The sequence below is a fragment of the Paraburkholderia sacchari genome (assembly GCF_000785435.2).
GTDB classification, from domain to species: Bacteria; Pseudomonadota; Gammaproteobacteria; order Burkholderiales; family Burkholderiaceae; genus Paraburkholderia; species Paraburkholderia sacchari.
Map to the genome: position 1 here is coordinate 40,541 of NZ_JTDB02000005.1, position 20,792 is coordinate 61,332.

Here is a 20,792-nt window from a genome sequence, read left to right on the forward strand (position 1 = left end):
TTGCGATGATGCTGATAATACCGCTGGCGGCGCTTCATGCCTCGTACCTCACGCTTCACGCCTCGCGCGGCGGCGGCGCGGCAACGAGCTTCGTTTGTTCGAGCGGCGCGGCGGGCTGCGTGCGGGCGCGCGATGCGCGCGCGGAGCCCTTGCCGCCGCCGGTGGATTTGCGGCGCGCGGCATGGCGCTCGGTGGCGCGCTGCAGCAGGCAGAACGCGCACAGCAGGGCGCCAATCACGATGCGCGTCCACCACGAACTGAGCGTGCCGTCGAAAGTGATGAGCGTCTGGATCGTGCCGAGAATGCCCACCCCGAACACCGAGCCGATCACATAGCCCACGCCGCCTGTGAGCAGCGTGCCGCCGATCACGGTTGCGGCGATGGCGTCGAGTTCCATGCCCTGGGCCTGGAGGCCGTAGCCCGAGAGCACGTAGAGCGTGAACACCACGCCGCCGAGCGCGGAGCAAAAACCCGAGAGCGCATAGACGGCGATCTTGGTGCGCGCGACGGGCAGGCCCATGAGCAGCGCGGAACGCTCGTTGCCGCCAACCGCGTAGACGTTGCGCCCGAAGCGCGTGAAATGCGCGATCACGATGCCCGCCGCGAGCATGGCGAGCGCGGTGAGCGAACCCGTGGTGAGCGAGCCGCTGCCTACGGCAATGTTGAACTCGGAAAGCGCGTGAAAGCCGCGGTCGTTGATCTGAATGGATTCGGTGGTGATGAGAAAGCAGGTGCCGCGCGCGAGGAACATGCCGGCGAGCGTGATGATGAAGGGCTGAAGCCGGAAGAAGTGAATCAACGTGCCCATGGCCGCGCCATACAGCGCGCCGAACAGCAGCACGAGCGGCACGACCACTGCCACCGGCCAGTGCAGCTTTTCGGTGCCCACGGCGCACAGGATCGTGGTGAGGGCGACCACGGCGCCCACAGAAAGATCGATGCCGCCCGAAATGATCACGAACGTCATGCCGATGGCCACGATCAGCAGGAACGCATTGTCGACGAGGAGTCCAAACAAAACCTGTAGCGAGAAGAACCCGGTGTACATTACCGAGCCGAAGCCGAACAACGCGAGGAACAGCAGCACGGTGACCACGAGGGGCAGCACGCGCGGATCGACGAAGCGCGAGACGCTGCGGCGCAACGCGGCAAGCGTGCTCGAAGCGGAGTTGTCGTGAGCTTGCGTTGGGTGGTTCATGCGGTTCATGCCCGGATTCCCCGAAGTCTTTATTGTCAGGCCCGCGCGCGCCGTGCGAGCGCGATGCGCCTGAGCTGCTGGGCCGCGAATGCGCGCGCGGCGGGCGACTGGATCACGCTCACGCACAGCACGACCACGGCCTTGACCACGAGCGTGGCCTCGGGCGGCACGCCGATCGAGTAGGTGGTGTAGGTGAGCGTCTGGATGATGAGCGCGCCCAGCACCGTGCCGGCAAGGCTGAAGCGCCCGCCCGAGAGCGAGGTGCCGCCGAGCGTCACGGCGAGAATCGCATCGAGTTCGAGCAGCAGGCCCGCGTTGTTGCCGTCGGCGCTGCGCACGTTCGAGCTGATCAGAATGCCGGCGATGGCCGCAGTCACGCCGCAGAACGCGTAGGTGCCGAACACCACGGCCTGCGAAGACAGACCCGCGAGCCGCGCGGCCACGGGATTCACGCCAATCGAGCGAATGAAGAGCCCGAGCGCGGTGCGATTCACGATTAGCACCGTGAGCACCGTCACGGCAATGGCGATCCATACGGCGCAGGGCGCGAGCGCGAAATAGCCGCCGCCCGCGTACAAATACCCTTGCGCGCCGATGGGGATGATCTGGCCGCCGGTGAGCAGTTGCGCGACGCCGCGCCCGGCCACCATGAGGATCAGCGTGGCGATGATCGGCTGCATGCCGACGAAGGCCACGAGCAAGCCGTTCCACATGCCCGCGAGCAGGCCCACGGCAAGCGCCGCGCCGAACGCGGCGCCCACGCGCGAGGGGTCGTCGGCGAGCACCGTGGCGGCGGCTGCGCCCGCGATCGCCACCACGGCGCCCACCGAAATGTCGATGCCGCGCGTGGCGATTACGAGCGTCATGCCGAGCGAGACCACGACGAGCGGCGCGGCGCGCATGAGGATGTCGACGGGCGCGCCGAACAGATGGCCGCCGAGCAGAGTGATGGAGAGAAAGTTCGCACGATGCGCGACGTCCACGGCGAACAGCGCCACGAGCGTGAGCGCGGGCCACACGAGCGGATGCTTGAGCACCAGCGCGAGCCACGCGGGCAGGCCCGAACCAGGCCTCGAATTCTCGCGTGCATTCATTTGCGATCTCCGGCAATGAGGCCATAGACCTCGTGCTCCGAGCGCGCCGCGCCCTCAAGCTCGGCCACCTTGCGTCGGTCGCGCAGCACCGCGATGCGGTCGCTCACGCGCACCACTTCGCTGATTTCCGAGGAGATGAAAAGAATGCCGAGCCCCTTCGCGCAGAGCGCGCGCACGCGGTCCATGATTTCGAACTTGGCGGCCACGTCGATGCCGCGCGTGGGTTCGTCGAGAATCAGGAGACGCGGCTCGGTCGCGAGCCAGCGCGCGAGCAGCACCTTCTGCTGATTGCCGCCCGAAAGCAGGCCGATGGGCTGCTCCGCGTCGCGCGCCTTGATGCCGAGCTGCGCGATATACGCATTGGCAAGATCGCGCTGGCGCGCGCGAGAGATCATGCGCCACCAGCCGCGCCGCGCCTGCAGCGCGAGCACGATGTTCTCGCGGATCGAAAGCTCCGCCACGATGCCTTCCTTCTTGCGGTCTTCGGGGCAATACGCCATGCCGTGGCGGACCGCGTCGCGCGGCGAGGCGAGCTTCACGGTCTCGCCGTTGATGCGCATGGCGCCCGCGTCGGCCCGGTCGGCGCCGAACAGGAGACGCGCCGTTTCCGTGCGCCCCGAGCCCAGCAGGCCGGCGAGGCCGAGAATCTGGCCGGGCCGCACTTCGAGATCGAGCGCATTGAGCACGCCCCGGCGCGCGATGCCTTGCGCGGCGAGGTAGGGCGCGTCTGTCTGCGCATCGCTTTCGGGCGCGGGCGCTTGTTGCGAACCGTGCGCGAGCCGCTCATCGGCGTGATTCACGCCCACCATCTTGGCCACCAGCGTTTGCACCGGCAGTTCGGCGGCGGGATACTCGCCCTCGCGCTCGCCATTGCGCATCACGGTGATGCGGTCGGAGATCGCATAGGTCTGCTCGAGAAAGTGCGTGACGAACAAAATGGCGATGCCTGACGCCTTCAGCTTGCGCAGCACGTCGAAGAGGCGCGCGACTTCGCCTTCGTCGAGACTCGAAGTGGGCTCGTCCAGAATGAGAATGCGCGCATCGACCGAAACGGCGCGCGCGATCGCCACCATCTGCTGCATCGCGATGGGGTAGGTGTCGAGCGACTGCGTGACGTCGAGCGAGAGATTGAGCGCGGCGAGCGCCTCGGCGGCGCGCCGGTGGATCGTCTTCCAGTCGATCAGGCCGCGCTTGCGCGGCTGGCGGCCCGCGAAAATATTCTCCGCCACCGAGAGATTCGGGCAGAGATTGACTTCCTGGTAGAGCGTCTGAATGCCCGCGGCCTCCGCTTCCTGAGGCGTCGCGAAGCGCACGGGCTGGCCGGCGAGACGGATCTCGCCGGCCTCGGGCTCGTGCACGCCCGTGAGCACGTTGATGAGCGTGGACTTGCCCGCGCCGTTCTGGCCCATCAGCGTATGGATCTCGCCGGGAAAGAGGCGGAAGTCGACGCCGTCGAGCGCGCGCACGCCGGGGAACGTGCGCGTCAGGCCAACGGTTTCCAGCAGCGGCGTGGGGTTCATGCGTGCCTGAGGTGAGCTTGCGATTAGAGGCGGTCAGTACTTGCGCGACGGCAGCACCTGCGCCGCCACGCTCTCGGGGAACACCGTCTCGTTCGTGACGATGCGCTTGGGCAACTGCTTGCCCGCCACCACGTCCTTCACGGCGCTCATGAGCTGCGGCCCGAGCAGCGGGCTGCATTCGACATCCACGTTCATCTTGCCGGCGATCATTGCCTGGAAGCCGCCCTTGGTGGCGTCGAACGACACCACGCTCACGTCCTTGCCCGGCTTCATGCCGGCTTCTTCCATGGCTTGAATTGCGCCGAGCGCCATGTCGTCGTTATGCGCGTAGACCACGTTGATCTTGTTGCCGTAGGTCTTCGCGAACGCTTCCATCACCTGCTTGCCGCCCGCAAGCGTGAAGTCGCCGCTTTGCGACGCAATGATCTTGAACTTCGGATCGTTCTTGATCACCTCGATGAGGCCCGCGTGACGGTCGTTCGCGGGCGCGGAGCCCACCGTACCCTGCAACTCGACGATATTGATGGGGCCCGGATTGTCCTTGTAGTGGTCTTCGAGCCACTTGCCTGCGCGGCGGCCTTCCTCGATGAAGTCCGAACCGATCATCGTCACATAGAGCGACTGGTCTTTCACGTCGATGTTGCGGTCGGTGAGAATCACGGGAATCTTCGCGCGCTTCGCTTCCTGGAGCACCGGCTCCCAGCCCGATTCCACCACCGGCGAGAACGCGATTACGTCCACCTTCTGCGCGATATACGAGCGGATCGCCTTGATCTGGTTTTCCTGCTTTTGCTGGGCGTCCGAGAACTTGAGGTTGATGCCGGCTTCCTTGGCGGCGGCCTTGACCGAGACGGTATTGGCAGTGCGCCAGGCACTTTCCGCACCCACTTGCGCGAAGCCCAGTGTGATCTGCTTGTCATCGGCGTGCGCGACGCCCGCCGCGAACGAAAAAGCCGCAGCGGCGGCAATGAGGCCGCTTGCCATGCGAGTAGCCAGTGTCATGCGTGTCTCCAACGTAGCTTTCTATTTCTTGAATTCGGCGCTACCTGTACTCGCGTCCTCACGGCCAGACAGTGTCACGAGTCAATCGCGCCATCCCGGGCCGGTGCGGAGTCGCTGTGACTCAATACCGGCCATCTGCCTTGCAAGCCTCAATAGGCAAACTATATTCAACTGATCTGGCGGTTTAAATCCGCGTTTTCCCGATCTTTTCGGGCTATATAGTCATGCTATTTATGGGATTCTCTCACTTAGTGGGTAAAGCCATGAACGCTCGCAAAATCCGGCTCCGTTCGGCCGCGTGGTTCGGCGCGACGGACAAGAACGGCTTCATGTACCGGAGCTGGATGAAGAATCAGGGCATTCCCGATCACGAGTTCGCGGGCAAGCCGATCATCGGCATCTGCAACACGTGGTCGGAGCTCACGCCGTGCAACGCGCACTTCCGCAAGCTCGCCGAGCACGTGAAGCGCGGCGTGTACGAAGCGGGCGGCTTTCCCGTGGAATTCCCGGTGTTTTCCAACGGCGAGTCGAACCTGCGGCCCACGGCGATGTTCACGCGCAATCTCGCATCGATGGACGTGGAGGAAGCCATTCGCGGCAATCCCGTGGACGCGGTCGTGCTGCTGTGCGGCTGCGACAAGACTACGCCCGCGCTGCTGATGGGCGCGGCAAGCTGCGATGTGCCGGCCATCGTCGTGACCGGCGGACCGATGCTCAACGGCAAGCATGAAGGACGCGACATCGGCTCGGGCACGGTGGTGTGGCAGTTGAGCGAGCAGGTGAAGGCGGGCAAGATTTCGATGCACGAATTCATGGCGGCGGAAGCGGGCATGTCGCGCTCGGCGGGCACCTGCAACACCATGGGCACAGCCTCCACAATGGCGTGCATGGCCGAGGCGCTGGGCGTGAGCTTGCCGCACAATGCAGCCATTCCCGCCGTGGATGCGCGCCGCTACGTGATGGCACATTTATCGGGAATCCGAATTGTCGAGATGGCGTTCGAAGATCTGCGCCTTTCGAAGCTGCTCACGCGCGCGGCTTTCGAGAACGCCATCCGCGTGAATGCCGCGATTGGCGGGTCGACCAATGCGGCGATTCACCTGAAGGCGATCGCGGGGCGCATTGGCGTGAAGCTCGATCTCGACGACTGGACGCGCATTGGCCGTCACACGCCCACGCTTGTCGACTTGCAGCCCTCGGGCCGTTTCCTGATGGAAGAGTTCTATTACGCGGGTGGTCTGCCGGCGGTGCTGCGGCGGCTCGGCGAAGCGAAGCTGTTGCCGCATCCCGACGCGCTCACCGCGAACGGTCACACGTTATGGGAGAACGTGCGCGAGGCGCCGAGCTATAACGACGAGGTGATCCGCCCGCTCGCCAACCCGCTCGTGCAGGACGGCGGCTTGTGCGTGCTGCGCGGCAATCTCGCGCCGAATGGCGCGGTGCTCAAGCCGTCGGCGGCCACGCAGACGCTGCTCAAGCATCGCGGCCCCGCCGTGGTGTTCGAGAACTTCGACGACTACAAGGCGCGCATTGCCGACCCCGCGCTCGACGTCACACCCGACTCGGTGCTCGTGATGAAGAACTGTGGGCCGCGCGGCTACCCTGGCATGGCCGAGGTGGGCAACATGGGCTTGCCGCCCAAGCTGCTCGCGCAGGGCGTGACCGACATGGTGCGCGTGTCCGACGCGCGCATGAGCGGCACGGCCTATGGCACCGTGGTGCTGCACGTTGCGCCCGAGGCGCGCGCGGGCGGCCCGCTTGCGATCGTGCGCAACGGCGACTGGATCGAGCTCGATTGCGAAAAGGGCACGCTGCGCGTGGATATCAGCGATGAAGAGATCCACGCACGGCTCGCTGCGTGGGCCGCCGCGCAACAGCCCGAGCCGGCGGACGGCAGCGGCTATCGCAAGCTTTACGTCGAGCACGTGTTGCAGGCCGACGAGGGATGCGATTTCGATTTCCTCGTGGGCTGCCGGGGTGCGGAGGTGCCGAGGCATTCGCATTGAAGACGGCGGAACACGCAAACGCGCCTCGTGAGACACTGTCGCGCATGACCCAGAACATCTACGACGACCCCGCCTTCTTCGAAGGCTACAGCCGCCTGAACCGCTCGGTGCAGGGGCTCGACGGCGCGCCCGAATGGCCCGCGCTGTGCGCATTGCTGCCGGACGTGAAGGGTATGCGGGTGCTCGATCTCGGCTGCGGCTATGGCTGGTTTTGCCGCTGGGCGGCGCAGCAGGCCGCGGCGGCGGTGGAAGGCGTGGACGTCTCGGTGCGCATGCTGGAGCGCGCACGAGCGATGACACAGGCGATGGCGCAATCGTTGCCGCAACACGCGTCTATCGCATGGCGTCGCGCCGATCTGGAAGCGCTAGAAGTAGCCGAGCGGCCGATGATGTTGCTGATCGGCGCGCAGCGTTAGCGCCGTGCCGTGCCGCGTCGGGGCGCGAGACCCGAAGCTTATTTCTCGACGATACCGGGAATCGCCACATTCGGATCGACGTCGGCGCCGTAGTCGACACCTTCGATGCCGAAGCCGAACAGACGCAGGAATTCCGCCTTGTAGCCCGCAAAGTCGGTGGTGGCGTAAAGGTTCTCGTCGGTGACGTGGTCCCATGCGGTTTTCACGCGCGCCTGAATCGCAGGATCGAGTTCCTTGTAGTCGGCGCGCAGGCGGCCTTCGTCGTCGAGCACCGGTGTGGCGCTGTAGAGCGAATCGCGCAGGAGTCCGTAGACTTGCTCGATGCACCCCTCGTGCGTGCCGTGTTCCTTCATCGCCTTGAAGAGCAGCGCGAGATAGAGCGGCATGATGGGAATGGCGGAACTCGCTTGCGTGACCACCGCCTTGAGCACGGCAACGCGCGCGTCGCCGCCGCGCGCCGCGAGCTTCGCGCGGATGCCCAGCACCTTCTGGTCGAGGTCTTTCTTGGCCGCGCCAATGGAGCCGTTCCAGTAAATGTCGTGAGTGATCTCCGCGCCGAGATAGGTGAACGCCGTGGTCTTCGCGCCATCGGCCAGCACGCCCGCTTCGAGCAGCGCGTCGATCCACATCTGCCAGTCCTCGCCGCCCATCACGGCCGCCGTGGCGTCGATTTCGCTCTGCGTGGCCGCTTCCAGCACGGTTTCCTTGATGATCTCCTTGTCGGTGTCGATGCCGCGCATGCGCAGCGTCTTGCCCACCGGCTTGAGCGTGGAGGTGTGCACTGCGCCCGTCACCGGATGCGTGCGGCGCGGCGCGGCAAGGCTGTACACCACGAGGTCGACCTGGCCGAGATCGCGCTTGATGATGTCGATGGCCTCGCGCTTCACGGCGTTCGAGAACGCGTCGCCGTTGATGGTTTTCGCGTAGAGCCCCTTCTGCGCGGCGAACTTCTCGAACGCGGCGGTGTTGTACCAGCCGGCGGTGGCGGGGCGGGTCTCGGTGCCGGCGCGCTCGAAAGCGACGCCGAGCGTGGCCGCGCCCGAGCCGAACGCCGTAGAGATGCGCGCGGCGAGCCCGTAGCCCGTGGACGCGCCCAGCACGAGCACGCGCTTAGGACCATTGGCAATGGGACCGTGCGCATCGACGTATTCGATTTGCTGCGCGACGTTGGCTTCACATCCCACGGGATGGGCCGTCACGCAAATGAAGCCGCGAACGCGCGGTTCGATAATCATCAGACTTCTCCGTAATTCGCAGATGCATGCAAGAACGGGCGGCATTTTAGCGCGAGCAAAAAGTCTGGGCCATGGTTGGGCAGGTGGGCGGCTCCCGGCGCCCCGCCACGCCGCTCATGGCGCGCCGGCCAGCGCGCCCACACGATCGCCGAGACAACCCAGCCCGGCCAGCGTTGCCTCGACGGCGACATCGAGCGGCGTATGCGGCTCGCTACCCAGCGTAGCTACCAGCCTGGCGTTATCGAGTTCAAGCGTTTCGCGCCACAGATACCGCATCTCCAGCATTTCGCGAGGCGTGGTGGCAAATGGCGCGGCGGCATAAATCAGCGGCCACGGGAACGGCTTGCGCTGCGCGTGCAAGCCATGGCGTTGCGCAATGCGGCAGATCGCGGCGGCCATTTGCGTGCCGTCGGCGTCCCAATGCCCGGCCATGTGAAAACGGGCGAACGGCGCGAGTGTCGCGCGCATCTCGATCAGCTCGCATATCGTGCGAGCGGCATCGGGCACGTAGGCCCACGCGTGGCCCACACCGGGCACGCCGGGTTCGCGGACCGTGCGCACGGGCTGCCCCGCTTTCACGAAACCCTGCGCAAGCCAGCTATTGCCCACGCGCGGGCCGAAAAAATCGCCGGCGCGCACGATGATCGAGCGCACGCCATGCGCCACAGCCGTTTCAAGGCGCTGCTCCAGCGCGACGCGAATCGCGCCTTTGCGGGTGCGCGGCTGCTGCGGCGCGTCTTCGCCCACGAGCGGCAGCACCTTCGGCCCGAAGTTATAGACGGTGCCCGGCAGCACCACGGTCGCGCCCACGGCCTGGGCGGCGGCGATGGTGTTGTCGATCATCGGCAGCACGAGTTCGGCCCAGCGCTTGTAGCCCGGCGGGTTGACCGCGTGCACGATCACCTCGCAGCCCTGCGCGGCGCGCAACACGGCATCGCGGTCCATGGCGTCGCCTTGCACCTGTTCGATGCCGTGGCCGGCGCGCGTGGTCGTGATCGCGCGGGTCCCGCGTTGCAGCGCGCGCACGTGCCAGCCCGCACCCATCAACTGCCGCGCGACTTCGCCGCCGATGCCGCCCGTTACGCCCAGCACGAGCGCCGTGCGGCGCGTTTCGAGAGAGTGCGTTGCCATGTCCGTGCTCCGTTTGAGAGGTGTCGATGGCGTGATTCTGCGCGTCTCGTGAGTAATAAAAAATTGCCTGGAATCGCACAGCCACTATACATTTATGCATGGCCTCGAATCTGAACTGGGAACTCTACCGGACCTTTCTCGCGGTGCTCACGGAGGGCTCGCTCTCGGGCGCGGCGCGCGCGCTCGGCATCACGCAGCCCACGGCGGGGCGGCACGTGGCGGCGCTCGAAGTCGCGTTCGGCCAGCCGCTCTTCACGCGCTCGCCCGCGGGCTTCCTGCCCACCGAAGCGGCGCGCATGCTGCGCGGCTACGCCGAATCCATGCGCAGCACGGCGGCGGCGCTCGAACGCGCCGCGTCGGGGCAGGGCAATGCCATGCGCGGCGTGGTGCGCGTATCGGCGAGCGAGGTCGTGAGCGTGGAAGTGCTGCCGCCGGTGCTCGCGCAGCTAGGTCGCGCCCATCCGGAGCTGGTGGTGGAGCTGGTGCCGTCCAACCGGGTGCAGGATCTGTTGCAGCGTGAAGTGGATATCGCCGTGCGCATGACGCAGCCGCAACAGGAGATGCTGATTGCGCGGCGCATCGGCGAAATCGAGGTCGGGATGCACGCGCGCGACGACTATCTCGCCGAGCGCGGCACGCCGAAAACGCTCGCCGAACTCGCGCAGCACACCCTGATCGGCTTCGACACCGTCACGCCGTTCTTGCGCGAGGCCATGCGCAAGCTGCCGTACTTGAAACGCGAGGCGTTTGCGCTGCGCACCGATAGCGACGTCGCGCAATTGGCGATGATACGCGCGGGCTGCGGCATCGGCATGTGCCAGACCGGCGTCGCGCGGCGCGATGCCCGCTTGCGGCGCGTGCTGCCGCGCGTGTGCGGCTTCAAGCTGCAAACGTGGGTCACGATGCATGAAGACCTGCGCAGCAACCGCCGTTGCAAGGCGGTGTTCGATGCGCTCGCGGGTGGTCTGGAGGCGTACATCGCGAGCGCGCGCGGCTGAGGCGGATTGCGTTACGAGGCCGCGCTCGCGACCTCGATAAGCGGTTCGCAGCGGACAGGGAAATTCACCGAGTTCGCGACGTAGCACTTCTCGTGTGCAGCATGATGGAGTTGCGTGGCAACGCCCGCATCGTCGCCCGCGCGGATCGTCACGCGCGGGTGCAGCACGACTTCGCTAAAGCGCCCCGGTTCGTGGCCGCCGTCGATCATGGTGCCTTGCGCCTCGTCCACATAGGCGAGCACGGCGATGCCCGCATCGGCGCACAGGTGCAGATACCAGAGCTTGTGGCACGCGCTCACTGAGGCCACGAGCAGTTCCTCGGGGTTCCAGCGCGCGCGGTCGCCGCGAAACGCGGGGTCCGACGAACCAGCGATGGCGGGCTTGCCCGCCGCTTCGATCACGTGGTCGCGGCCGTAGTCGCGATAGCCTGAAGTGCCAGTGCCACGATTGCCGGTCCATTGCACCGTTACCGTGTATTTGTGCTCCGTGTGCGCCATTGCCGTTCTCCATGCGGTCGGTCAGTGCGCATTATCCCACTGATGCCCGAGGCCGGTGTCACGCCTTGACGTCCGGCATCGGCGCGCTGGCATGCACGACGCGGTTGCGCCCGCCCTGCTTCGCCAGGTAGAGCCGTGCGTCGGCCACGTGCATGAGCGCCTCATAGTCGATGGGGCCGTCCACAGGGCTCGCGGCCACGCCGATGGACACCGTGAACGCGATGGCTTCGGGATGTTCGGTGCTGGCGGGCACGGTGGCGTCGCGCGCGTGGCTTTCGATCGCGTGGCGCACGCGCTCGGCCACGGCGGTGACGGCAGCAAGATCGGTGTCGGGCAGCAGGGCCGCGAATTCCTCGCCGCCCATGCGCGCGGGCAGGTCGACGCCACGCAGGGTGGCGCGCAGGATATCGGCGAGGATCGTCAACACGCGGTCGCCGGCCGCGTGGCCGAAGCGGTCGTTAACGCGCTTGAAGAAGTCGATGTCGAGCATCAGCACTGCCAACGATGCTGGCTGCTGCGGCGCGCGGTTCGCGCGTTCGTGTGCTTCGGCGAAGACTTCCTGAAAGCGGCGGCGGTTCGCGAGCCCCGTGAGCGGGTCACTGCGGGCGAGCGTTTCGAGCCGCTCGCTCGCCTCCATGTAGTGGCCGAATATATTGGTCACGATGCGCAGCGTGCCGATCAGCAGCAGGCCGAGCACGATCCATGCGGCAATCAGCGGGCTGCCCAGCACGCGCCGCGCCGTGGCGATGGTGAGTTCCGCGTTGTCGGTGGCCGCGAGCAAAATCCAGTGCGACTGGCCGATACGCCGGTAGAGCAGGTACTGGCCGTTGCGCTCGATATAGCCCGAACCTTGCCGCATCCACGTATCGACCGAGTTCGCCGCCGTTTGCAGCAGTCTGGGGCTAAAGCGTGCCGGACGCTGTGCGATTACCGCGCCGTTGCGGAAGTACACGACGCTCCCATTGGTATTCAGGAGACCGAAATCGAGGGGATCTTCATTGTCCTCGATGTTGCCGGTGGAGAGCCGCAGCGAAAGCAGGCGCGACTGCGTGATGTCCATCACCACTACGCCACGGAACTGGTTGCCGAGATAGACGGGGGCGCTCAAGGTCGAAACTGCCTCACCGTCCTGCAGCCCGGTATAGACCGGCGTCCAGAGCACGTCGCGACGTGGATTGTGCTCGGGCAGCTGGCCCCGGTAGTAATACATGGTGCTGAAATGGCGCAGCAGCTCGGGCGTGCTCATGCCATGATGCTCCGGGGCGCTCACGAACATGCCATTCGGCGAGACGAACGCCACCGCGCCGCGCATGGCGTCTGCCTGGTGGCTGATTTCCACGAGCGGGCTGAGCGCGCGCGCGAGCGCGATGTCGCCAGGCAGCGCGGCGTCGTCGCGATGAAAGCCATCGAGGTCCGCGAGGCCCGCTGCGTTCGTGCCGAACACGGCGGGGCCGCCGAGCAACCCGGGAACCTGCCAGACCGGCTGCGATGTATGCGCCAGCGCAGGCCGCACGGCGGGGCTTTCCAAGCCGATGCGCTGCTGCTCCCCTGCGGCCAGCACGTGTTCGGCATAGTTGCGCAGGGCCACGAGGTGGCGGCGCTCGGCGTCGATGAGCGCATCCACGCCGACGGCGCGCACTTCGAGGTCGCGCTGGCGGTTTTGCAGGTCGGAGCGCGCGATGGTGTAAAGCTGGCGCAGCCCGACGAGCGTCACGAGCGCCATGGCGCCCACAAAGCACAGCGTCACCACGAGAAGCGGCCGTTTCATGACGATGCTGGAGAAACGGTCGGGCCGGGTGTGGCCTGATGTGCGTTTCGCGCTGTGCTGCATGGTGTCCCCGGCCTCGCAATGTGTGGATGCGCGCTGGCGTACTGGCCGGCGCATTATTCGACTAATGCGCGAAGCATAGCATCGCGCAAATTCATCTTCTCCCATCCAATCCGCGTGAGAGATGCCACCCCGCCGCGCATTGATAATTCATTACGCATTATTGTGCGAAGTCATGGGGAATTTCACGAAAAAATCGTCGATTCAAGCGATAATCGCAACGATGAACTTGTTGCGCGTGGCGGCTGGCAGGCAAACGGAAATAGGCTGCACGGGGACGCCTTTCAACGCCGCACTCAACACTGCCTCGCGCGCCCGCGCCACGCACCGTGCGAAGAAAACAAGAATCACGCGACCATTTATGTATTCGATCTTGCCCGCGTTCGTATCCGCCTTGTTTCTCGGGTTTGGCGTCTACGTACTGCTCACGGAAGGTGTGACGCGCCTCTCGCTGCCGTTTGCGGCGATGTGCGGAACCACCTTCGTCTGGCAAGGCACCTGGGCGTTTCTGTTCCAGATTTCCGAGCCGGGCCTCGCCGGGGCGCTCGTCAAGTTTGGCTACCTGTTCATTCTGTTTTTGCCCACGACCTTTTATCACTTCGTGATCGAAGTTGCCACGCGGCGCAGCGAGCGGCCGCTGCTGTTCGCCTCGTACGGTTTGTGCATCGTGCTCGCGATGGCGCTCGCGGTGAGCGACGAGGTGGTCTCGGGCTACGGCAGTTTCTTCTTCGGCAAGTATCCGCGCGCGGGGCTGCTGCATCCGGTGCACGTCGCGCAAACGGTGCTGCTCGCGGCGCGCAGCGCCTGGCTGCTGTTCGCCGCGCGGCGCCAGACCCATTCGCACGACCGCCGCAAGCTGCTCGATCTGTGCTTGCTGAGTCTGTGTCTCTATGGGCTCGCCGCTTCCGACTATGCGGTCAATTACGGCGTGGCGTTCTATCCAGTGGGCGCCGTGTTCATCGCCTTGAGTCTTGGCATTCTCGCGGTGACCATCGTGCGCTATGGCCTCATGCGGCCGTACTTGCTCGCGGCAACGGTCGCGCACGAAGTGGCTACGCCGCTGGCGGCCATCGGCATGCATGCCGAGGAGATCGGCAACGTGCTGCCCGAACTTATGCGCGGCTACCAGTTGGCCGTGCAGCACCAGCTATGCGTGGATGGCCTGTATCCGGGGCAGTCGGAGCGTCTTTCGTCGCTGGCTTCCTCGATACAGCGGCAGGTGGACAGCACGAGCACCGTCGTCGAGATGTCGCTGGCATCGTTCACGCTCGACCGGCTCGACCGCCGCAGCTTCGAGGCCTACTCCATCCGCTCCTGCGTGAACGCGGCGCTCGAGCGCTTTCCGTTTCGTCCGGGCGAGCGCGAACTGGTCAATGTGTTGCCGATCGATCCGCAACTGGAGTTTTCGGGCTCCGATTCGCTGATCGTGTTCGTGCTTTTCAATCTGCTCAAGAATGCGCTCTTTGCGATTCACTCGAGCGGCAGAGGCAGTGGCAGTGTGCAAATCTCGGCGTCGAGCGAGGACGGCTATTGCGTGCTGCGCTTCACCGACAACGGCCCCGGCATTGCACCCGACGTGCTCCCGCATATTTTCGAGCCGTTCTATTCCACCAAGTCTCACGGCAAGGGAGCGGGCATGGGGCTCGCGTTTTGCTGGCGCGTGGCCCAGGCGCTGGGCGGCACGATCGCCTGCGCGTCCGAGGCCGACGTGGCGACCACGTTTACGCTGCAACTGCCCGAACCGGGGTCAGCCGGCGACCGCGCGCTTCACGATCCGGCAGGCAAGCCCCGCCGCTGGACGGCGGGGCAGGACTACATTGGCTGAATCAATTCACGTCTTAATTCGTCCCTGCGGGCAGGACGAGTTCATACTCCTTGACGCGCTCGATAATCCCCGGCGGGAAACGGCGAATCCGCTTGTCGGTGCCGGCAAAAAGAATCTGCTGGTAACCGAGCGAAACGGGACGCCCGTCCACGCAAAAGCGAAACACCAGATAGGCGGAGCATTGGCGCACCTGGAATGTGTTCAGATAGCAATCGACGCGCTGAAACGGAAACGTCTCTTGCACATATTCCTGGTGCGCGCGCTTCGTGACGAAGACGCCGCCCGCCGCGAGCAGATTATTGTGGATGCATTCGTGAAACCAGCGCTCGCGGCAAATGCCCTGCCATTCGAAATAGCGGGCGAAATATGTATTCATGAAGGCATTCGAGTCCTTGAGGTAAATGTCGATGACGTGATGGAAGGTCTTGCTCGGGGTGGCTTCCATGATTTCCGGGCTAAAGCCGTTGACGCCACGGGAGAGCACGGCGGGGATCGATTCACGGGCATTCATTTCAAAACTCCAGTTCGAATTGGCCGCCGGCGGCGGCCACGCATGTCCTCGATGTTTGAAGACATGCGCCAATTCTCTGCGCGTTCCCTTGCCGCCAAAACCGCCTTGAGCACATAGTCGCCAGGATCTTCCAGGCGCTGAGCTTGCCTGGTGGCGATAGTCGTATGCAAACGCGCAGGCAAGCGCGCAGGCAAACGCGGGCGCAAACGATTACGCAGGTCCGAACGCCCTATGAAGATCATCGGCGGGGAGCGCAACGGTTGCCGCGCGCGCTCGCAAGGCCGCATAATCTGGCAGCCGGCGGCGCGCCACCCGCAATGAGCAGCATCGATTCGCGCCGTGGGTCTGTAGCGAGCACCGAGGCCATTACATGAGTTCCATCGTCAGACAGCCGGTTTTTTACCCCGTATCCGTGATTTTTCTCGACGACAGTGCGGATTTTCTCCATGCGCTGCGCGGCTTCTTCCCGAATGCATTCACGCATCATTTCTTCACCTCGCAGCCCGAGGCGCGCGCGTTCATCGAGGCGCAGGGCGCGCGCGGCGCGGGCCACAGCCCGACCTCGGGCGAGCTATGGTCGGAGTTCGAGAAGCGGGGCGGCAATGCGCTGGGCAAGGACGCGCTGGCCGACACCAGGCGCTTTTCGCAAGTCGCGGCCATTGTGGTGGACTACGACATGCCCGGGCAGGATGGGCTCGAATTTCTCGCCTCGGTGAAAGATGCAATGCAGGACGCGAACTGCACGCGCATCTTGCTTACCGGCACCGCCGACGAATCGCACGCGGTGGATGCGTTCAACGCGGGGCTCATCCACTTCTACCTGAAGAAATCCGACCCAGGCATGGCGCGCAAGCTCGCGCAGGCGCTTGCCAATGCGCAGCGCAAATTCTGCGCGGGGCATGGGCATATTGGCGTGCACGGCGTGGGCGCGGCCTATGCGGAACGCGGCGTGGCCGAGGCGCTGGATGCGCTCGTGCTGCGCGAGCGCATCGTCGAATATTATTGGCGGCCCGAACAGAACGCGGTGCTCACCTTCGATGCAGCGGGCAAGGCGGGCGTATTTCTCGCGTGGGACGCGCGCGACTGGGCGGCGCAATGCGAGGTCGTGACCGACGAGGGCGGGCCCGCCGCGTTGCGCGAGGAAATGGAAGGGCGCCGCATCATGCCGGTGTTCTGGCCCAACGAAGCGTACCGGCCAGGCATGGCAAACGTGGAGTTCGCGGCTCCGCAGCCGGTGCCGGGCGCGCCGGATACCTATGTGAGCTGGACCCGTATCGACAGTGTGGACGTGGCGCCGGAAATCGTGACTTACGCAAAGTGGTTGCGTACGCAACGGATGCACTGACTTCGCGGTGTAATCGCTGGTGTGGTAGCGTGTTTGGCACTTGCGCGGCCACAGGTTACTCACGGACATCCCCATGCAGACCACCGAACTCGCCAACTGGAACCAGTTCATGGAGCTGACGACGCAGCTCGACGGCTGGGCATTTCGCGGGCAGCAGAACGCCCAATGGCGGCTGGAGAGCTCGCTTTCGCGGTATATGCGCGATTTCGTGGGCGACCGCAGCCAATGGCGCGCGCGCGAGGAGCGCGCGATTCGTGTATTTCGTCGCAAGGCGCACAACTTTCTCGCGCATCCCGGCATACTCGCCGACGATTTGCGCTGTCTCGCGCTCATGCAGCACCACGGCGCGCCCACGCGGTTGCTGGACTTCACCAAGAGCCCGTTCGTGGCGGCCTTTTTCGCGCTCGAGCGCGCAACTGGGGACGCCGTCGTCTATGCGCTGAACACGCCCGCGCTCTGGAACAATCGCGCGCGCCCTAAAGCCGACCCGGTGCTCACGCGCGACGTGATCGACCCGCGCGTGCCGGGACACTTCGAACGGTATTTTTTCTGCAATACCAATGAGGTGCTGTGGTCGGGCGAGCCTACCGAGATGGACGACCGGCTCGTGGCCCAGTCGGGCACTTTCGTCGTGCCTGGCGTGATCGACAGGCCCTTGCAGAGCATTCTCGACGGCTACGAGAGCAACGAGGAATTGCTGCATCAGATCGTGCTGCCCGCGCGCATTCGCATGGACGCGATGAAGTGGCTCTACCGCATGAACATCACGAACGCTTCGCTGTTTCCCGGACTAGACGGGCTCGCGCGCTCGATCGGCGTGGAACTGGAGATCGTGTGGTCGGGGATGATACAGGCGCAGTGAAGGCGGCGTTACCGGGCGTCCGCGTCTTCGCCGCGCGCGTTTGAACTGTCCTGCAACGTGGATTTGCCGCCGCCCGAGCAGCCCGAAATAACCACGCAACGATCCGCCTGGCCGCGCTGCGCGCTCATGGCGCCTCGGGCAGCGGCAGGTTGAGGTTCGGCGCCAGACGCGTGGCCCTGAACTCCGTGACCACATAGGCGGCGAGCCCCTGCTCCGCGAACGGATCGGCGGCGAGAATGGCGTCGAGCCGCGCACGCTCCATATTCGAGGCGAGGATCACGCCGCCGTCGCGCGGCACTTTCGGCCCCGCAGCCACGAAGTTGCCGGCGGCGAACTGCGCGTCGAGGTAGTCCCGATGGGCCGGCAGGGCGTCGTCGATGCGTTCGAGCGAGGCGGTGTAGGTCAGCGAGACGATGTACATGGGGGCTCCATTCAGATTGCGATCGCGTGAGGCATTGTAGAGGCTGGGCGTTACCGTGGGCCGGCATGTCCCTCGTTTTGCGCGGTCTGCCCCAGCGCCCATTGCGCCAGTTCGCGCCGGGTCCGCACGCCGAGCTTGGCGAACGCGCGCTGCACGTACGATTTGGCCGAGGTTTGCAGCACGCCCAGCAACTCCGCGATCTCGGGCACCGTGTGCCCCCGGATCAAATGCCTGCACGTTTCATATTCGCGCTTCGAAAGCCGGATGCCGTCACGCTCGATGCGCGCGTCGAATAGCACGAGCGGGTCGGTATCGGTTACCGCGTTGGCGGTTCGCTTGATCGCGGCCGTGGACGCATGCAATTCCACCAGCGGAAAAAGCAGCTCGCCCAGGTGCCTCAAATAATTCAGGTCCGCGAGCGAAAACGGCGGCAGGCGATCGCGGCGCACGATTGCGAGCGAACACTGCGTGCGCGGAGCGCTTTTCGTCAGCACGCATTCATGGGCGATCTCGCGGCTTTCGAAAATGCGCTCGCGAAACTCCCCGGCGGGCACCTGGCTCATGTCGCGCACCACGAGATGCGTGCCCACCGTGGTGCGGATGCCCGCGAACAGCGGATCGGCCGCCTGGAAGCGCTCGTAGTAGAGCGCCATGACGTCGTCGACAACGGACTGGGCTTCGTTCACGGCGCCGCTGCCGAGCCACTCGCAGCGGTAACCGAGCGGCGAGCGGCTGTCGAGGCGAGAACGCTCGACGTGCACGAAGTCCAGCGGCACGAGGTCGTTCAGGAACAGCGTGAGCCGGTGCACGAAATGCGGCTGGCCCACGGCCTGGACGACCTCGCCCATCGGCTTGATCGGCACATTGAGGTATTGGCTGCCTTGGTTGAATGGGTCGACGTTCAATAGCATGGTGTCACCCTCGTCAGTCCGCGGGTTGGTCCTCTGGTCGATCGTGCGCGGAACCTTATCAGAAAGCCGCAGTCGCCAGAATCGGTAAATTCATGAAACGCGCGCCATGTGGGAAATGCTGTCTTGCCCTCCTCGAAGTAGGGCATACCTCGATGAAGCTACCCGATACCTTTGTCGCCAGCCATCGATTGACGGCACTTGAATTCCCTCATTGAATCCCGCCATGAATTTACAGAACCAATACAAGGAGACCCCGGCCGACGTCATTCTCACGAATGCACGGGCTTATACGGTCGATCCCCATTGCCCCTGGGCGAGCGCGGTCGCGGTGCGCGAAGGCAGGATCGTCTTCGTGGGCGATACGCTGGGCGCGCAGCGCTTTGCCGGCGCGCATACGCGCACGATCGACGTGGGTGGCCGGCTGATGCTGCCGGGCTTCGTCGAGTCGCACTGGCATTTCTCCACCACGGCATTCGCCGCGCAGGCGTTCATCAATTTCGAAGACCCGCAACTGGTGCTGGATGCGCTGCGCACCTACGTAGAGGCGCATCCGCACGAGAAAAGCATCATTGGCATGGGCTGGGTGCAGGCGGCCATGCCTGCCGAACTGCTCAATCGCGCGACGCTCGACACGATTTGCGCCGACCGTCCGGTCTGCCTGCTTTCGACCGATTTCCACACCATGTGGGTCAATTCGAAGGCGCTCGAGGTCGGCGGCATCGATGCATCCACACCGCCGGTCGAGGAAGGCGCAAGCTGGTTCGAAAAAGATCCGGTGACGGGCGAACCCACGGGCGTGATCGTCGACGGCGCAGCGTATTCGCTGCTCATGCGCCGCCTCTCCGAAGCCGGCTTTCTGCCGCCGTGGGGCGAGCTCTATTACGACTCGTTCCTGAAGTGGCAAAAGAAGCTCGTGGCCGCGGGCATCACGACCGTATTCGACGCCGGCTTCATCGACCCGAGCGGCGATCAAACCTGGCTCTACGAAACGCTCATGCGCATGGAGCGCGACCGCGCGCTCAAATTGCGCGTGGTAGGCAGCTATGCCGCTATCGAAGCGACGCGCGACCCGGTGGAGACGATTCTCGAATATCGCGCGCGCTATCAGTCGCCGCTCGTGAAGGCGCGCACGCTCAAGCTGTTTCTCGACGGCACCGAGATGAATCACACGGCTTACCTGCTGGAGCCGTACGAGGACCGGCCGCACTACTGCGGTGAGCCGAATACGCCGATCGAGGACTTCAATCGCTTCGTGCTGGAAGCTGACCGCCATGGCGTCGACGTGATGGTGCACTGCGTGGGCGACGCGGCCGTGCGCGGCGCGCTCGACGCGATCGAGCGCGCCAACACGCTCAATCCGCCGCGCGACCGCCGTCATGTGATCACGCACGCGTTTCTCACGCATCCCGCGGACATTCCACGTTTCCGCCGGCTGGGTGTGCTTGCGAATACGCAGTTGCAATGGGGCGTGGTCGACACGTATACGAAGGCCATTCGCGAGTTCTACGGCGAGAAGCGCTGGAGCAGCATGTACAAGTTCCGCACCTTCATCGAGGAGGGCGTGACGGTGTCGATCGGCATGGATGGGCTCGCATGCCAGTGCCGCTGCCAGCACCGGCCCGTCGAGCACATCGAGTCGGGCCTGACGCGCCAGTTGGCCGGCGAGCCCGATGCAGCGGTGTTCCCCGACATCAACGAACGCTTGAGCATCCCGCAGTTGATTGCCGCCTACACGATCCACGGCGCTTATCAGCTTGGCATGGAGAAAGAAATCGGCTCGCTGAGCGTGGGCAAGCGCGCGGACCTCATCGTGCTCGAGCGCGATTTGTTCGAAGTGGGCAAGTACGAGATCGGCAAGGTCGACGTGGGCCTCACGATGATGAACGGCGAACTCACCCATGCGCAGGGCGATTTCGCGCGCGAGGCGCTGGACCGGTAAGGCGCGGGCCGCGTGGTGCAAGGCGCGCCGCGCGTGTTGGAGGAGACAGCCCG

The 20,792-nt window shown here is 65.0% G+C and carries 17 protein-coding genes and 1 pseudogene; 7 read left to right on the forward strand and 11 right to left on the reverse strand.

From position 1 onward, the window contains the following. Positions 1-55: 55 nt before the first annotated feature. The 4 genes from yjfF to NH14_RS18600 all read right to left on the reverse strand — a co-directional run bounded on the left by yjfF (position 56) and on the right by NH14_RS18600 (position 4,796). Complete coding sequence (gene yjfF / locus NH14_RS18585; protein ID WP_035524929.1) at positions 56-1,144, reverse strand: galactofuranose ABC transporter, permease protein YjfF; 1,089 nt, start codon at positions 1,142-1,144, stop codon at positions 56-58. A gap of 89 nt (positions 1,145-1,233) precedes the next feature. Continuing rightward, positions 1,234-2,292 carry an ABC transporter permease gene (locus NH14_RS18590; protein ID WP_052147906.1) on the reverse strand — a complete coding sequence of 353 codons (1,059 nt, stop codon included), beginning with the start codon at positions 2,290-2,292 and terminating at the stop codon, positions 1,234-1,236. Continuing rightward, a complete protein-coding gene (locus tag NH14_RS18595) occupies positions 2,289-3,812 on the reverse strand; it encodes a sugar ABC transporter ATP-binding protein (RefSeq protein WP_035524215.1) in 1,524 nt (507 codons plus the stop codon). Before NH14_RS18595 ends, NH14_RS18590 begins: the two co-directional genes overlap by 4 nt. A 33-nt stretch (positions 3,813-3,845) precedes the next feature. Continuing rightward, the gene (locus NH14_RS18600) at positions 3,846-4,796 is read right to left on the reverse strand and encodes an ABC transporter substrate-binding protein (RefSeq protein WP_407947168.1); all 951 of its coding nucleotides are present in this window, start codon (positions 4,794-4,796) and stop codon (positions 3,846-3,848) included. A 281-nt stretch (positions 4,797-5,077) separates the two neighbouring features. Between NH14_RS18600 and NH14_RS18605 the strand changes: the two genes are divergently transcribed. Both NH14_RS18605 and NH14_RS18610 read left to right on the forward strand, forming a co-directional pair. Next, the gene (locus tag NH14_RS18605) at positions 5,078-6,820 is read left to right on the forward strand and encodes an IlvD/Edd family dehydratase (RefSeq protein ID WP_035524221.1); all 1,743 of its coding nucleotides are present in this window, start codon (positions 5,078-5,080) and stop codon (positions 6,818-6,820) included. Positions 6,821-6,864: 44 nt separating this feature from the next. After that, a pseudogene (locus NH14_RS18610) lies at positions 6,865-7,200 on the forward strand (class I SAM-dependent methyltransferase); the annotation flags it as partial. 74 nt (positions 7,201-7,274) lie between these two features. Here the strand turns inward: NH14_RS18610 and fabV are convergent. Continuing rightward, positions 7,275-8,471, reverse strand: a complete 1,197-nt coding sequence (gene fabV / locus NH14_RS18615; protein WP_035524224.1) for an enoyl-ACP reductase FabV — start codon at positions 8,469-8,471, stop codon at positions 7,275-7,277. Between the two features lie 114 nt (positions 8,472-8,585). Continuing rightward, positions 8,586-9,602 (reverse strand): NAD-dependent epimerase/dehydratase family protein, encoded by a 1,017-nt coding sequence (locus NH14_RS18620; protein ID WP_035524226.1) that lies wholly within the window; start codon positions 9,600-9,602, stop codon positions 8,586-8,588. Between the two features lie 98 nt (positions 9,603-9,700). Here NH14_RS18620 and NH14_RS18625 point away from each other — a divergent pair, with 98 nt between their 5' ends. Beyond that, entirely contained in the window at positions 9,701-10,600 is a 900-nt protein-coding gene (locus NH14_RS18625) for a LysR family transcriptional regulator (RefSeq protein ID WP_035524228.1), read from the forward strand. Between the two features lie 11 nt (positions 10,601-10,611). On the opposite strand, the gene NH14_RS18630 is transcribed toward NH14_RS18625, so the two are convergent. Both NH14_RS18630 and NH14_RS18635 read right to left on the reverse strand, forming a co-directional pair. Then, on the reverse strand, positions 10,612-11,097 hold the full coding sequence (locus NH14_RS18630) for an OsmC family protein (RefSeq protein WP_035524231.1): 486 nt from the start codon (positions 11,095-11,097) through the stop codon (positions 10,612-10,614). Between the two features lie 58 nt (positions 11,098-11,155). Then, on the reverse strand, positions 11,156-12,865 hold the full coding sequence (locus tag NH14_RS18635) for a diguanylate cyclase (protein ID WP_161790831.1): 1,710 nt from the start codon (positions 12,863-12,865) through the stop codon (positions 11,156-11,158). A 421-nt stretch (positions 12,866-13,286) separates the two neighbouring features. Here NH14_RS18635 and NH14_RS18640 point away from each other — a divergent pair, with 421 nt between their 5' ends. Then, positions 13,287-14,750, forward strand: coding sequence for a sensor histidine kinase (locus NH14_RS18640; protein WP_035524936.1), 1,464 nt, complete (start codon positions 13,287-13,289; stop codon positions 14,748-14,750). A 13-nt stretch (positions 14,751-14,763) separates the two neighbouring features. Here the strand turns inward: NH14_RS18640 and NH14_RS18645 are convergent, their stop codons facing one another. Further along, positions 14,764-15,261 (reverse strand): acyl-CoA thioesterase, encoded by a 498-nt coding sequence (locus tag NH14_RS18645; RefSeq protein ID WP_035524235.1) that lies wholly within the window; start codon positions 15,259-15,261, stop codon positions 14,764-14,766. A 370-nt stretch (positions 15,262-15,631) separates the two neighbouring features. Between NH14_RS18645 and NH14_RS18650 the strand changes: the two genes are divergently transcribed. After that, positions 15,632-16,606, forward strand: a complete 975-nt coding sequence (locus NH14_RS18650) for a response regulator (protein WP_035524237.1) — start codon at positions 15,632-15,634, stop codon at positions 16,604-16,606. Positions 16,607-16,679: 73 nt separating this feature from the next. Then, a complete protein-coding gene (locus NH14_RS18655) occupies positions 16,680-17,468 on the forward strand; it encodes an FRG domain-containing protein (RefSeq protein WP_035524239.1) in 789 nt (262 codons plus the stop codon). A gap of 124 nt (positions 17,469-17,592) precedes the next feature. On the opposite strand, the gene NH14_RS18660 is transcribed toward NH14_RS18655, so the two are convergent. Continuing rightward, positions 17,593-17,889, reverse strand: a complete 297-nt coding sequence (locus NH14_RS18660; protein ID WP_035524242.1) for a YciI family protein — start codon at positions 17,887-17,889, stop codon at positions 17,593-17,595. Positions 17,890-17,939: 50 nt separating this feature from the next. After that, the gene (locus tag NH14_RS18665; RefSeq protein WP_035524244.1) at positions 17,940-18,800 is read right to left on the reverse strand and encodes a response regulator transcription factor; all 861 of its coding nucleotides are present in this window, start codon (positions 18,798-18,800) and stop codon (positions 17,940-17,942) included. Between the two features lie 223 nt (positions 18,801-19,023). Here NH14_RS18665 and NH14_RS18670 point away from each other — a divergent pair, with 223 nt between their 5' ends. Beyond that, entirely contained in the window at positions 19,024-20,739 is a 1,716-nt protein-coding gene (locus NH14_RS18670; RefSeq protein WP_035524246.1) for an amidohydrolase, read from the forward strand. Positions 20,740-20,792: the final 53 nt, after the last annotated feature.